A 14,043-nucleotide genomic window follows, 5' to 3' on the forward strand; every position below is an offset into this window, starting at 1 on the left:
GCCCTTTCGCACGAAGGAGACTCCCTTGAGCTACGACGTCGTCATCCTCGGCCTCGGGTATGTCGGGCTGCCACTGGCACAGCAGGCGATCCGGGCCGGCATGTCGGTCCTCGGCTTCGACATCGACGAGACGGTGGTCCGCTCGCTCGGCGACGGCCGCTCCCACGTGGACGACCTGAGCGACACCGACGTGGAGAAGATGCTGGCCGGCGGCTTCCTGCCGACCTCCGACGAGGCCCTGATCAGGCAGGCACGGACCGCGGTCATCTGCGTGCCGACACCGCTCGCCGAGGGTGACGGGCCGGACCTGCGGGCCGTCCTCGGCGCCACCTCCGCGATCGGCCGCAACCTGCGGCCCGGCATGCTCGTCGTGCTGGAGTCCACCACCTACCCGGGCACCACCGACGAGGAGGTCCGGCCGCGGCTGGAGCAGCTCTCCGGGCTGACCGCCGGCATCGACTTCCACCTGGCGTTCTCGCCGGAACGGATCGACCCCGGCAACGAGGTGTACGGCGCCCACAACACCCCGAAGGTGGTCGGCGGCTACACCCCGGCGTGCACCGACCGGGCCGAGGCGTTCTACGGCCGCTTCGTCGAGACGGTGGTGCGGACCCGCTCGACCCGGGAGGCGGAGACCGCGAAGCTGCTCGAGAACACGTACCGCCACGTCAACATCGCCCTGGTCAACGAGATGGCCCGGTTCTGCCACGAACTCGACATCGACCTCTGGGACGTGATCCACGCGGCGTCCACCAAGCCGTTCGGTTTCCAGGCGTTCTATCCCGGGCCGGGGGTCGGCGGCCACTGCATCCCGATCGACCCGAACTACCTCTCCCACAACGTCCGCAGCAAGCTCGGCTACCCGTTCCGGTTCGTCGAGCTGGCCCAGGAGATCAACACCACGATGCCGGCGTACGTCGCCCGCCGCGCCCAGAACCTGCTCAACGCCGACGGTCACGCGGTGCGCGGTGCCACCGTCCTGCTGCTCGGCATCACCTACAAGGCCAACATCGCCGACCAGCGCGAATCCCCCGCCGCGCCACTCGCCCGCCACCTGGCCGCCCTCGGCGCGACCGTCGCCTACCACGACCCGCACGTCACCACGTGGGAACTCGACGGTGTGCCCGTCTCCCGTACCGACGACCTGCACGGCGCGGCCGCCGCCGCCGACCTGGTCATCCTGGTCCAGAACCACCGTGAATACGACCCGGACCAGCTGGCCCGCATCGCCAAGCGCTTCTTCGACACCCGCGGCGTCACCACCGTTCGGGAGGCGCATCGCCTCTGACCCGTGCACCACCCCCGCGGCCGGGGCGTCCCTCACCGCCCGGTCGCGCCCTCGGCTCTTCTCGCTTTCTCTTGTACGAACCAGCCCAGGCACCGAGCCTGTCACCGCAAGCCCCGCCCGGCTCCCGGCCGAAACGCGACCGCCGGGCCGGATGCGGTGGTCACCATCGGGACCCGCCCCCGAAAGCAGCGATCAGCGCACACATTCACCGATCGTGTGCGCCGGCCCGCGCCAGGACGTCAACGAAAGCGCACGATCCACCGACCGTGCGCGTCCACCCTCCCCAGGGCGACGACACCCGCACACAAACGCGCTATGTGTGCGCCCGTCGTCCCCCGAGCCGATCGGTCCCGACCGTCGCGAGTCGTCGAGCACGGGCCGGGACGGGCGACGCGGGACAGGCGACGCGGGACGGGCGACGCGGAGGTGAGGGCTGCCCCGCGGGTCCGCCGCATCAGCCCGGCGGGCGCGCTGGAGGCCGGGAGCGGGCAGTCACCTCGCGGGGACAGCCACGGTCACTCGGCGTAGACCGTACAAAATGGGGTTTCAGGTGAACGTCCATCGGGAGTTGAGCAGATAGTTCAGCCCCGGGATCAGCAGGATCGCGACAACCTGGACCACCGCATAGGGGCCACCGAGCAGATCGGCCCCGACCCACAGGATCGTGGTGTTGAGGCCGAGGGCCGCAGCCGTGACGGTGAGGAACCGCGGCCCGGTAACCGCATGTGCCGCATCGGACCGGAAGACCCACGCGCGCTGGAGCAGGTAGGAGACGGCGACGCTGGCGGCGAAGCCGGCGGTGGAGGCCGGCACCGGCGGCAGCCCGAGGAGCACGGCGGCGGCCAGGCCGACGGTGAGATGGGTGAGCGCGCTGAGTACGCCGCTCACGCCGTAGCGCGCGATCCGGGTGACGGTGTCAGCGTTCGGCACGCTGTTCAACCACCCAGCGTTCCGGGACGGTGGATTCGGCGCGCTCCTGGATCAGGTACCGGGGGCGGCCGCGGACCTCCTCGTGGATCCGGGCCAGGTATTCGCCGATGACACCGAGGCCGATGAGGACGAACGTGCCGGTCACCAGCAGCAGCAGGATGACCGTGGTGAAGCCCGCCACCGAGCCGCCGCTCATCCAGCGGACCAGGGTCTGGATGCCGAGGATGACGGCGAACACGGCGAAGCCGAAACCGGCGAGGGTCACCATGTGCAACGGCGCCGAGGTGAAGGACGTCAGGCCGTTGATGGCGAGCCGGCACAGGCCGCGCACGGTCCAGCGCGACGTGCCGCCCTCGCGGTGGTCGATGTCGATCTCGACGGTGGCCCGGGTGAAGCCGATCCAGCTGCTGGTGCCGCGGAAGAACGACGAGTGTTCGGGCATCCGGCGCAGCGCGTCGACGGCGGGGCGGCCGAGGAGCCGGAAGTCGGTGGCGTCGACCAGGTCGACGCCGGTGAAGCGGGTGAACGTGCGGTTGAACAGTTTGGAGCTGAGCCGGCTGCCGAGTGACTGGCCGGTCCGGTTGCGTTTGACGGCCTCGACCACCTGGGCGCCCTCCTGCCAGCGCCGGACCATCGCCGGGATCGCGGACGGCGGGTGTTGCAGGTCCGAGTCGATGATCACGACGGCGTCGCCGGTGGCGTTCTCCAGGCCGGCGAGCAGGGCGGCTTCCTTGCCGAAGTTGCGGGACAGCCGCAGGCCGCGCACCCGGGCGTCGACGAGCGCCTGCCCGGTGATCCGGGACCACGAGTCGTCGGCGGAGCCGTCGTCGACCAGGATCAGCTCGAAATCGAGGGAGGCGGCTTCGAGGACCTCGGCGAGCCGGGCCACGAACCGGTCGACACCCGGCCCCTCGTTGTAGATCGGGGCGATCACCGAGATCACCGGCGCACCGCCCGGTCGCAGAACGGGACGCCGGCCATGGTGCGGGCGGCGACATCCAGCGATTCGGTGTAGCGGCGCTGGAGGAACGGCTTGTGCCCGTTGGTCTGGAGGGCCTCGTCGAGCAGCGCGCACCGCCGGGTGTTGCCGGCCTTGGACCGTTCGAAGCCGCCCATCGCCGCGGCGATCCGGTTGTCCAGCTGGGCGGTCTTCAGGGTGGCGGTGGCGTCGGCGTAGGCGCGGTTGGCGGTGGCCGAGACGGCACCGCACAGCACCAGCGCGGCCAGGACGCCGACGGCGGCCCGGCGGCCGGCGAGGAGCAGCAGCGAGACGGCGAGCAGCATGCCGCCGGGAACGGTCAGCGCCGAGTCGCGCCAGCCCTGCTCCCACAGTTGCGCGCCGCTCATCGCGGCGCGGACGGCCACGCTGAGCGTGGCGAGCAGGGCGCCGCACGCGATCACCACGACGGCGAGGGCGGCGATTCCGGTCAGCGCCCGGTTCGCCGGGCGTGCGGCCCCCCCCAGGACTTTGCGGGTACGCAGGGCGAGCGCCGCCAGCAGCAGGAACGCCACGACCGGAACCACACCGCGCAGCCAGTCCCCGGTGCCGGCGTCGGTGGCGGCCCGCCATTGCAGCGGCGGCAGCCAGGCGGTCATCCGGACCGGCAGCAGCAGGATCGAGCGGCCGTCGAGGACCAGGTCGGATCCCTGGTAGCAGCCGCCGTCGGCGCAGAACCCGCGGATGATCCACCGGACCGCGGCGAAGACCGGCAGGAAGCCGACCCAGAGCAGTCCGGCGAACCGCACCCCGGGTGAGACGAGCAGCTGCCGCTGGCCGGCCCCGAGCACGAACCGGCCACGGATCAGGACCGCGGCTCCGGCGAGGGGGACGGCGAAGTAGGCGGGCTCGTTGAAGATCGCGAGGGCGGCGCCGGCGGTGACCGCGAGCACCCCGTTCCACCAGCGGAGCCGGTCGAGCCGGCAGGCCGCGGCGGCGACCAGCAGGACGACGGCTGCGGTGCTGAAGTAGAGGCCGCCGAAGAGGATGGTCGTACTGTCCTGGCCGGCGGCGACGAGACCGGCGCCGACCGCGTACGGCAGGAGCAGCGCCACCGCCGACGGTGTGCCGCCGATCAGCCGGCCACGGTTGAGGACGCTCTCGGCGAAGACGACGACGGCCAGGGTGAGCGCGATCGCCGCGAGGATCGAGACGGCCCGCAGCATCACCGTGGCGGGCAGGCCGAGCTGCTGCATGCCGGTGAAGGCGACCAGGTCGAGGCTCTTCTCCAGCATCCGCCCGAGCGGCCGGAAGTTGCCGAGCCGCAGGTAGGCGTCGCCGCTGGCGATGGTGTGCGAGACGATCGCGGCCGGGTCGTCGCGGAACATGCCGCCGTGCCAGTAGACGTTGAACCGGTGGTCGCGGGACGGCGCGACGGCCAGCAGCGGGGTCAGGACGATCGCCGGGACGAGCACGCAGCGGCGGGCGATGTGGCCCCACAGCCGCGGGTTCGCCGGCGGCTCCGGGGACTCGGGTGCACGAGCCGCCGGGATCGTCACGGTTTGAGCCGTCATGACTGCTGCAACGACGTGCGGCCCGGCGGAGTTGTGTCCAGCATCTCCGGCAATGTCGGCGGCCGCTCCGGGTCGACGAACACCACGTCGGTCGCGTCGTGCTCGGCGAACAGCCGGGACAGCCGCTCGGAGAGCACCACGTCCCACGGGTGGTCCGGGCGGTGCCGCTCCCACGTGGACCGGTCCGGCAGATACTCCAGGATCAGCCCGGACCGGCGCAGCAGCGAGAACTCCGGATTGTCGGTGAGGATCACCGCGCGGTGGTCCGGATCGACGAGCACCCGCCGGCGGACCGTCTGCGCGAACTCGCGGAGCCGGTCCAGGTCGAGGCCGATCGCCACGTACAGGCGGGCCTGGAGCGGGCGCTTGACCGTCTTACGGCGCGGCCCCGGCGGGACGCGGCGGATCCGGCCCACCAGCCGCAGCGGATCGCGGGCCAGCGTCACCAGGCCACGGCCGAGCCGGTACGACCCACTGCCGCGCAGCCGCCGGGCCGCCTCCCGTTCCTCGTCACGTTCCCCGGCCAGGCCGGCGCAGCGGGACCGCCACGCGTCCCGCTCCTGCTCGATCGTGCGCAGCCGCACGACCAGGGCCTGCATGTCGCCTTCGTCGGGCATCACGTCCTCCTCACGTGAGAGCGGTCAGCCAGTCCGCGGCGTCGGCGGCCCCGTTGCCGGGAGCCACCTCCGCACAGCGGCGGCGCAGCGCGTCGCGGACGTCGGCCCGCACCGCGTGTGCCAGAACCCGGTCCAGGTCGTCGCCGTCCGGATCCTCGACGATCAGCGCGGCACCGGCGGCCGCGGCGAATCGGGCCCTGCTGACCTGGTCGTCCAGGGCGGTCTCCCGGTTCGGCACGAACACCGACGGGATCTGAAAGGCGATCAGCTCATGGAACGAGTTGTAACCCGACGCGCTCACCACCAGGTCGAATCCGCGCAGGTGTCGACTGATCGGGTAGACCCGGACCACGTGCGCGCCGGCCGGAGCGGGCATCGGCTCGGTGGCGATCGCCGATTCGGCCAGCACCACCTGGAAACCGGCGCCGCGCAACTGCCGGGCGATCCGGGCGGCCGGCGACGAGATGTCGTTGATGTTGCCGGCGCCGAGCTGCAACAGGGCGGCCGGGCGGCCGGGCACGAGGTCCAGGGCGGCGCGCGCCTCCTCCGCCGTCACCAGCTCGGCGGCGTCCAGGTAGGTGATCGGGCGGACCGGGAACACGCCGTCCCGGTCGTCGACGGTCGGGCCCTCGTCAGCGGCCGCGGCGAACTCCCCCGGCTCCAGGACGTGCTGGAACGCCGACCGCCGCTCGATCCACTCGGTACCGGTGGCACGCCGCCACATCGGCCGGCGCACCCACACCCAGGTGACCTCCGGCCGGGACCGGGCGGCGGCGACGATGCCGTCGTGCGGGACGCTGTCCACCGCGACGACCGCCGGGCGGTGCAGATCGATCAGGTGCTCCAGGCGGCTGCGCAGCAGCTCGGTCCAGGACTGGCGGGGCAGGCCGAGCACACTGCGCGACGGGATGTACTCGGTGAGGAAACCCTCCCGGTGGGCGACCATCGCGCCGTGCGACTGGGTGGCGATCACCGTGGGGGTGCCCGCGGGCAGCCGGCGGCCGATCGCCATCAGCCGGGACAGGTGCCCGAGGCCGACGCCGTTGTCGCTGACCAGCAGCACCCCCTTCGGCGGGGCCGGCCGGGGCGCGGGGAGGGCCGGGGGCGGCGGCGCGTCCGGGCGGATCCCGCGCGCGGCCAGCCGGGACAGGTGGGAGGCGTAGCCGTACCGGGACTCGATGAACTCCCGCCCGTGCAGCGACACCGCCCGGTAGCGCTCGCGGTCCGCGTGCAGTTCCCGGACCAGCGGCAGCACACCGGCCGGGGTGGTGTAGAGCGCCGCGTCGCCGAAGATCGGCCGGAAGTGCTCCCCGACGATGACCGGGACACCGGCCGCCATCGCCTCCATGATCGTCCGGCCGAACGCCTCGATCAGGTCCGGGTCGTGGAAGTAGACGAAGAAGTCCAGTGTGTGCAGGAAGTCGACCGGCTCCATCGTCCCGAACTCGATGACCTCCCAGTTCGCCGGCTTCCGGCCGAGCCGCTCGACGGCCAGCTCGCCGCCGCCGAGCACCCGCACCTTCACGTCCGGGACATCCGGGTACGCCTGGAGCAGTTCCTCCCGGGTCCGCGGCCACTTCACCGGGTCGGGCCGGCCGTGCCGCCCGATCACCGGCGCCCCCGCCCGGGCCGGGCGCTCCCGCCACCACTCGGCCCCGTCGATGATCTCGTGCCAGTCGACGCCGGCCAGGGTCGCCTCCGGTTCGGCGCGGAGCACCTCGGCGCGGACCTGCGGGCTGATCGGCGCCCACTCGATCCCGGCGCCGAACAGGCCCTCCACCCGCTGCCGGACCGCTGCGAAGTCGTAGTACCGGGCCGGGTCCCCGGCGTCACCGGGCGCCTGGTTCAGGACCATCACCGCCCGCCCGGCCCGCACCGGCGGCCGCACCGCGAGGTCCTCGGTGAAGATCCGGGGCTGCCGGACGACCAGCAGCTTCGCCGTGACCTCCTCGCCGTCGGCGGCCAGGTACGCCGCCCCGTCCCGGATCAGGGCGGTGATCAGCGGATGGAACGGGCGGTCCCGCTTCAGATGCGGTGACCGCACGTGCACGAGCACCGTGGTCAGGCCGGCCCGGGCCTGGGCGCGGACCTCCGCGGCGATGCTGGCCGACGTGCCGCCCGGATACCGGAAGTCCGAGAGGATCGCCACGTCGTGAACGGTCGCCGTCATGGTCGGCTCAACGAAGCGTGCACACCCGGCGTCACGCACCCCCGCCCCGGTGCGTTGATCCTCCCGACAGTCGAGGGGGGCCATGCGCAGGCAGCACACCACACCGGACGCGTACGGGACGGACCTGCTGGAACGCTACTGGCGGAACCTGAGCGCGATCGCGCCGACCGGTCCCGCCGCGGCCGCCCTGCACACCCGGTCGGCGGGGGCCCGTACCCTGCTGGCCTGGGCCGCGGCCCGCCGCCCGGCCGAGGAACTGATCGCCGCCGCCCGGGAGGGCCGACTGTTCCAGGACGCCGACCCGTGGGCGCTGGGGGAACTCGCCCGTGTCGTCACCCTCCAGAACCTCCACCCCGGCGACCGGGGTGACGGGCTGGCCCTGTTCGACTCGCTGCTGCGCACCTTCGGTCCGGCCGGCGTCGCCCCCGTCCACCAGGGACTGCACGCGCAGCTCGCGTTCGCGGCCGGTGATCCGGTCCGGGTCGCGAAACTGCTCGCCGACTACCCGTCGGTGCCGGACACCATCCGGGAGGCGCTGGGCGTCGACATGGCCACCAAGGACGAGTGGCCGGGCCGCTTCGCCGGCCTGTTCCCGGCACCCGGCCTGACACTGGTGCCCACCGACGTGACCGGATTCGACCGGATCCGGTCCGCCCCCGCACCCCGGCACGGATCGCCGCACCGGATCACCACGATCGTCACGACGTACCGGCCCGGCCCGGAACTCGTCACCGCGGTCCGGTCGCTCGTGGCGCAGAGCTGGACCAACCACGAGATCCTCGTCGTCGACGACGGATCCGGCCCCGGCCACGAATCCGTCCTGGACCGGGCGGCCTCGCTCGACCCGCGGGTCCGCGTCATCCGGATCCCCGGCAACGGCGGCACCTACCGGGCCCGCAACGCCGGGCTCGACGTCGCCACCGGCGAATTCGTCACCTTCCAGGACTCCGACGACTGGTCGCACCCGCTGCGCCTGGAACGGCAGGCCGCCCCGCTGATCGCCGACCCCTCGATCGTCGCCACCACGTCGGCGGCCATCCGCGTCACCGAGGACCTGGTGGTCACCCGGCCCGGGTTCGCCGAGTTCCGGTCGTACAACCTGTCGTCACTGATGATCCGCCGGGAGACCGTCCTCGACCGGCTCGGCTACCTCGACCCGGTCCGCAAGGGCGCCGACGCCGAGTACGTGGAACGGGCCCGTGCGGTCTTCGGCCGGGCCGCCGTACGGCACCTCGGGGGCGAGCCGCTCGCCCTGATCCGGCTCACCGCGGGGTCGCTGTCCGGCACCGACATCGGGCCCGGCTGGATGCATCCGGCGCGGCACGCGTACCTCTCCGCCTTCCAGGCCTGGCACACCCGGGTCGCCGCCGGCGCGGAGACCGCGGTACGCCCCCGAACCCCGCGGGACCGGCCGTTCGCCGCGCCCCGCGGCCTGGCCGGTGACGCCGGCCTGCGCCGGGCCAGCTACGACGTGATCCTGGCCGGCGACTGGAACGCCCACGGCGACACCGCCTGGCCGGTCGCCGAGCGCCTCCGCGCCCTCACCGGACCCGGCCGGGCCGTCGCCGTCCTGCACCTCGACACGTTCGGCAGCGTCGCCGGCAAGCCCGCGCGGCTGGATCCCACCCTCCAGCAGATGATCAACGCTCAGGTGATCGACCAGGTGATCCTCACCGACGACGTGCACGCCCGGCTGGTCCTCGTGCACGACCCGGAACTGCTCGGATTCGCGCCCGATGTCCCGTCCGGCATCCGCGCCGCCCGGGTCGTCATCGCCGCCGACCCGGCGTGGACACCGGCGTCCGCGCACTGTGCCGCCGAGTCGCGCCGCCTCTTCGGCATCGAACCGCACTGGGCCCCCGCCGACGCCGCCGCCCGCGCCGATCTCGCCGCCGGACCGTTCGGCACCCGGCTGACCACCGCCGACCTGCCCGGCACCGTCAACCTGCGGCGCTGGCGGCTGCACCGCTCCGGGCCGCGCGCCGACCGCCCGGTGATCGGCCGGATCTGCGCCGGCGGCCCGGCCGAATGGCAGCGGCTGCGCGCCGGCACGTCACCGGCCCTGGACGTCCGCGTCCTCGACCGCAACGACCCGGCGCCGGCGGTCCCCCAGGGCTGGCTCGTCTTCCGCCCGTCCGACCTGGACACCCGCGGTTTCCTGCATCAGCTCGACTTCTACCTGCACCTGCCGGCCGACGACCGCCTCCCGGCGACCTGCCCGGAGGTCCTGATCGCAATGGCGGCCGGCTGCATCCCGGTCCTGCCGCACCGCCATGCCGCGGTCTTCGGCGAGGCGGCCGTCTACGCCGAACCGGACGAGGTCCCGGCCGTCGTCACCGGCCTGCACCGGGACCCGGCGGCACTGCTGGCGCAGAGCGAACGCGGCCTGGCCTTCGTCCGGGAGAACCACCCGCACAGCCGCTACGCCGACGCCGTGGACGACTTCCTCACGCCCCCGGCCCCGACCGGCGAGGCCATCACCGGCGAGATCATCGCCGCCTCCGGCCAGGTGCTGCCCCCACTGCCCGCCGGCGAATACTGACCGGCGGCGTGGGGGGGAGGCGCCCGGCCACCCGGAGCGTGGTCCGGCAACCCGACGGCGACGAGGAGGCACCCGTTTCGCATTCGAGGCCGATGAGCGCGGGCCGAAGAGAACGGTGAGCCCGGCGGTGCAGCCGGGCGCCGTACTCCGGAAGGGTCCCTCTTGCGCTCGATGTTCCGCCGCCTCGCCCTGGCCGCCCTCGCCCCCGCCGCCGCCGTGATGTTCTTCGCGGCGCCTGCCGAGGCAGCCACGCCGGTGACGACGTTGCAGGCCGGCATCGCCGAGCTGACGAACGCGCAGCGCAAGTCGCACGGCTGCGGCGCCGTCACGGTCAACGCGAACATCACCAGGGCGGCCCGCGCCCACAGCGTGTGGATGGCGAAGACCGGCACGTTCAGCCACGCCGGATCGGGTGGTTCGACGTTCTCGGCCCGGGTCAAGGCGGCCGGATACCAGCGGCCCGGTGGCGAGAACATCGCCTGGGGCTACCGGTCGGCCGACGCGGTGGTGCAGGCCTGGATGAAGAGCCCGGGGCACCGCGCGAACATCCTGAACTGCAAGTTCAAGACGGTCGGGGTGGGCGCCGCGTACGCCGCGAACGGCGCCGCCTACTTCACGCAGGACTTCGGCTTTTAAGACCGCGGTCTCCAAGAGACCCGAAAGCACGGGCCGGAACCCCCTCCCGGCCCGCGCGGTGCCCCCGCACCGCGCACTGCGCGCCCCCGCCGTCCCCCGACGGCGGGGGCGCGCTCGTTTCCGTTCCACGCCCGACGGCGGTGATCTTCAGGCAGCCGGTCGTGCCCGGCTGGTTCCCACCGCTGTCTCACGGCTCTTGAGACAGCGGTGGGAACCAGCCGAAAAGACCCGGCTGGCCGTCACCGCTGTCTCACAGCCCTCGAAACAGCGGTGGGAACCAGCCGAAAAGACCGCGAGGTGGGGCGGTCACGCGAGGCGGAGCTTCAGGAGGGGGGCGACCAGGCGGGCGTACGCCTCCGTCAGATGGTTGCTGTCCCGGTAGACGAGCGTGTCGCCGACGACGAGCGGGCACCGGGTGGTGCACAGCCAGGGCACCGGGTCGATGACGGGTACGCCGGACGCCACCGAGATGGCCCGCTGCTGTTCACGCCAGCGGGGTTCGGGCAGCACGTCGGCGCGGGGCGCGGCGCAGCGGGAGATGGCTGTCGCATGGGTGCTGAGACAGTCGGCCGGTGCCACGGTGAGGAACGGCGTGTCGGCGATCATCGTGACCCGCCCGGCGAGGCGTTTCAGGGTGGTGAGCATGCGTACCCAGCCGGTCTGCCAGACGGCGTCGGGGTCGGCGGGCCGCCCGGTGAGCACCTGCCGGTAGTTGACGCTGGACGAGACGACCAGCAGGTCCGGCCGCAGCCGGCCGATCCGGGTGACGACCTGGGACCGCCACGCGTCGCATTCGAGGTACCGGGCGCGGGCGCGGCGCTCGTCGAGGGCGATCTGGGCGGGGCTGCACGAGCTGCGGGTGAAACTGTAGAGCCGCCACCCGTGCTGGCGGGCCAGCGTCTCCATGGCGGGGAACCACTGGAGCGCGTGCGAGTCACCGAAGAGGACGACGACCCGGCTCCCGGTGGTGTACGAGCAGTCGCTCTTCGGCCGGAACGGCCCGGTCAGCCCCACGTGGCAGCCGTCGAGCTGGGGTGCGAGCCGCTGGGTGGCCGCACCGTCGAAGTCGGGTCGCAGGTTGCCGGGAAGGTCGGTGGCGGTGACACCGGCGGCGAGCATCCGCTGGAGGGCGGCGGCCGGGTTCCGGGCGGCGGCGAGGGTCCGCCCCGCGTCGGGCGCGACGCCACGGGCGGGGATCTCCGGCGGGTGGAACATGCCGAAACCGGCCAGCGCGGCCGCCGAGGCGGAGAGGCCGAGACCGAGGAGGAGCCCCCGGCGGGATCGTACGGTCCACACGCGATGATGCCGCACCGGATTCTCCAGCAGGTGATGGCTGACGACGGCGAACCCCAGCGCGGCGACGGCGACCGCGATCCGGGGTGCCGGGCCGGCCGGGGCGAGGAGCAGGAGCGGCCAGTGCCACAGGTACCAGCCGTAGGACATCCGGCCCAGCCAGCGCAGCGGGGCGGTGGACAGCAGCCGGTTGCCGCCGGCCGCGATGACCGCGACGGTACCGAGGACGGGCAGCAGCGCCGCCGTTCCGGGGAACCGGGTCGTCTCGTCGAAGAGCACCGCCGCCGTGCCGACGGCGGCGAGCCCGGCCCAGGCGAGCCACGGCCGGTGACCGGTCGTGACGAGGGCGAGCAGTGCTCCGGCGCCCAGTTCCCAGGCCCGGCCGGCGGTGCCGAAATACGACGTGGCGTGCAGGCTCCAGGCGAACGACCCGACCGTGACCGCCGCCATCAGCACCGGCCCGATCCGGCCGCGGGCCACCAGCAGCGGCCACAGCAGATAGAACTGCTCCTCCACGGCGAGCGACCAGAAGTGCTGGAACGGTGACGGCGCCGGGTCGCCGAAGTAGTCGGTCCCGCCGGTGTCGAGGCGCACGTTCATCGTGTAGGTGGCGGCGGCCACGGCGTCGCCGGCCCAGGTGGTGAACCGGACCGGCGGCGCCAGATACCAGGCCCCGGCCAGGGTCACCACGATCACCAGGGTGGCGAGCGGCAGCAGGCGGACCGCCCGGCGCGCGTAGAACCGGGCCAACCGGATCCGGCCGGTCGCGGCGTATTCGCGGCGCAGCAGCCCGGTGATCAGAAAACCGGAGATGACGAAGAAGACGTCGACCCCGACGAACCCGCCGGACAGCCCCGGCACACCGGCGTGGGCCAGGACGACCAGCAGCACCGCGACGGCCCGCAGCCCTTCGATGTCCGCCCGGTGGGCGGGTGGTGCCGTCCCCGGGACCGGCCGGCTGCGGCGCCGGGGCAGCGTGACCGTCATCAGACGCGGGCGGCAGCCATCGCCGGCGGCCGGGTGAACGCCAGCACCGCGTGCCGGCCGAGGAGCTCGCCCTCACGGGTCAGGCCGGTGAACCGCTCGGTCCAGGCGGCCAGGGCGGCCTGCTCGTCGGCCCGCCCGGCGTCGTCGAACACGATGGTCGCCCGGTCCGCGAGCCGCTTCTCGATCATGTGCATGGCCGGGTAGCGGGCGTCCGCCCCGGTCGCCGCGGGCGGGCCGTCGATCAGGACGAAGTCGATGTCGTGCAGGTCGGCCAGCGCTTCCGGGTCGTACCACGGGTAGTCGCGCCCGTCGATGCCGGCCGGGGTGAGCGGCGCGTCGCGTACCTCCGCGATGCCGGAGAGGCCGTGGGCCGCGAGCGCGGCGCGGGTCCGCGCCGCGTAACCACCGTCATGGTCCAGGGAGACCAGCCGGCCGCCGGACTTCTCCAGGGCGTAGGCGATCCACACCGACGAGGTGCCGCTGCCCAGTTCCAGGACGAGACGGGGCTGGCGGGTACGGATCAGGTGCAGCAGTTCCAGCAGGTCGGTCGGGTTGAGCGCGAAGTCGCCGGACGACGGCATCGGGGCCCTCGGTGTGAAGCCCTGGAAGAGCTGGACGGTGGCCTCGAACTCGCGGGGCAGGCCGAGCACCTGGGCGGAGCCGGCCTTGCGGTCGGTGACCTGCTTGACCCGGGCGATGGCCTCGGCCAGTTCCAGGTGCCGGTCGCCGGCGGTGAGGCGTTCCCGTTCGACGGCGGCGACCAGGCGGCGCTGCATCTCCTCGACGGTGGTCCGCAGGTCACGCTGGGCGGCCAGGCCGGCCTTCTGCACCCGGGCGAGCCGCCGGAACAGCAGCATCAGCGCGGCCAGGATGATGCCGCCGAGCAGGGCCAGCAGGGCGGTGGCGATCCCGGCCCGGCCGGTGAGCGCGGTGGCCGCGGCGCCGGCGCAGAGGACGCCGGCGGCCGACATCACCACGGCCTGCGGGCCGGTGAAACGCGGCAGCCGGCGGCGGATTCGGCTCAGTTTGCTCATGCGGGACTCCTCGTAGTGCAGTTCCGACGGGTCAA

General features: G+C 73.3%; 10 protein-coding genes. 3 read left to right on the forward strand and 7 right to left on the reverse strand.

Annotated features, from left to right (window positions below; genetic code table 11):
• Positions 1-25: 25 nt before the first annotated feature.
• The gene (locus tag BC793_RS07995; RefSeq protein ID WP_109590824.1) at positions 26-1,288 is read left to right on the forward strand and encodes a nucleotide sugar dehydrogenase; all 1,263 of its coding nucleotides are present in this window, start codon (positions 26-28) and stop codon (positions 1,286-1,288) included.
• Between the two features lie 546 nt (positions 1,289-1,834).
• Here BC793_RS07995 and BC793_RS08000 read toward each other — a convergent pair.
• The 5 genes from BC793_RS08000 to BC793_RS08020 are packed head-to-tail and all read right to left on the reverse strand — an operon-like array spanning position 1,835 to position 7,516.
• A complete protein-coding gene (locus BC793_RS08000) occupies positions 1,835-2,218 on the reverse strand; it encodes a GtrA family protein (RefSeq protein ID WP_109590826.1) in 384 nt (127 codons plus the stop codon).
• Positions 2,205-3,161, reverse strand: a complete 957-nt coding sequence (locus BC793_RS08005; protein ID WP_239169706.1) for a glycosyltransferase family 2 protein — start codon at positions 3,159-3,161, stop codon at positions 2,205-2,207. The genes BC793_RS08000 and BC793_RS08005 overlap by 14 nt, the downstream gene beginning before the upstream one ends.
• A complete protein-coding gene (locus BC793_RS08010) occupies positions 3,158-4,729 on the reverse strand; it encodes a hypothetical protein (RefSeq protein WP_146246202.1) in 1,572 nt (523 codons plus the stop codon). Before BC793_RS08010 ends, BC793_RS08005 begins: the two co-directional genes overlap by 4 nt.
• Positions 4,726-5,346, reverse strand: coding sequence for a hypothetical protein (locus BC793_RS08015; RefSeq protein WP_109590830.1), 621 nt, complete (start codon positions 5,344-5,346; stop codon positions 4,726-4,728). Before BC793_RS08015 ends, BC793_RS08010 begins: the two co-directional genes overlap by 4 nt.
• Before the next feature lie 10 nt (positions 5,347-5,356).
• Positions 5,357-7,516 carry a glycosyltransferase gene (locus BC793_RS08020; protein ID WP_109590832.1) on the reverse strand — a complete coding sequence of 720 codons (2,160 nt, stop codon included), beginning with the start codon at positions 7,514-7,516 and terminating at the stop codon, positions 5,357-5,359.
• Between the two features lie 82 nt (positions 7,517-7,598).
• Here BC793_RS08020 and BC793_RS08025 point away from each other — a divergent pair, with 82 nt between their 5' ends.
• On the forward strand, positions 7,599-10,058 hold the full coding sequence (locus BC793_RS08025) for a glycosyltransferase family 2 protein (protein ID WP_109590834.1): 2,460 nt from the start codon (positions 7,599-7,601) through the stop codon (positions 10,056-10,058).
• A gap of 171 nt (positions 10,059-10,229) precedes the next feature.
• Positions 10,230-10,694, forward strand: a complete 465-nt coding sequence (locus tag BC793_RS08030; protein WP_109590836.1) for a CAP domain-containing protein — start codon at positions 10,230-10,232, stop codon at positions 10,692-10,694.
• A 306-nt stretch (positions 10,695-11,000) separates the two neighbouring features.
• Here BC793_RS08030 and BC793_RS52225 read toward each other — a convergent pair whose 3' ends face one another.
• Positions 11,001-12,974, reverse strand: coding sequence for an acyltransferase family protein (locus tag BC793_RS52225; RefSeq protein WP_109590838.1), 1,974 nt, complete (start codon positions 12,972-12,974; stop codon positions 11,001-11,003).
• Entirely contained in the window at positions 12,974-14,008 is a 1,035-nt protein-coding gene (locus BC793_RS08040; RefSeq protein WP_109591464.1) for a class I SAM-dependent methyltransferase, read from the reverse strand. Before BC793_RS08040 ends, BC793_RS52225 begins: the two co-directional genes overlap by 1 nt.
• Positions 14,009-14,043 lie beyond the last annotated feature (35 nt).

It is taken from the genome of Actinoplanes xinjiangensis, assembly GCF_003148685.1.
GTDB classification, from domain to species: Bacteria; Actinomycetota; Actinomycetes; order Mycobacteriales; family Micromonosporaceae; genus Actinoplanes; species Actinoplanes xinjiangensis.

Bases quoted from the DNA above. Each gene is read 5' to 3' on its own strand.
- BC793_RS08025 (WP_109590834.1), top strand. From the start codon at position 7,599: ATGCGCAGGCAGCACACCACACCGGACGCGTACGGGACGGACCTGCTG.
- BC793_RS08010 (WP_146246202.1), bottom strand. From the start codon at position 4,729: ATGACGGCTCAAACCGTGACGATCCCGGCGGCTCGTGCACCCGAGTCC.
- BC793_RS08015 (WP_109590830.1), bottom strand. From the start codon at position 5,346: ATGCCCGACGAAGGCGACATGCAGGCCCTGGTCGTGCGGCTGCGCACG.
- BC793_RS08020 (WP_109590832.1), bottom strand. From the start codon at position 7,516: ATGACGGCGACCGTTCACGACGTGGCGATCCTCTCGGACTTCCGGTAT.
- BC793_RS52225 (WP_109590838.1), bottom strand. From the start codon at position 12,974: ATGACGGTCACGCTGCCCCGGCGCCGCAGCCGGCCGGTCCCGGGGACG.
- BC793_RS08030 (WP_109590836.1), top strand. From the start codon at position 10,230: ATGTTCCGCCGCCTCGCCCTGGCCGCCCTCGCCCCCGCCGCCGCCGTG.
- BC793_RS08040 (WP_109591464.1), bottom strand. From the start codon at position 14,008: ATGAGCAAACTGAGCCGAATCCGCCGCCGGCTGCCGCGTTTCACCGGC.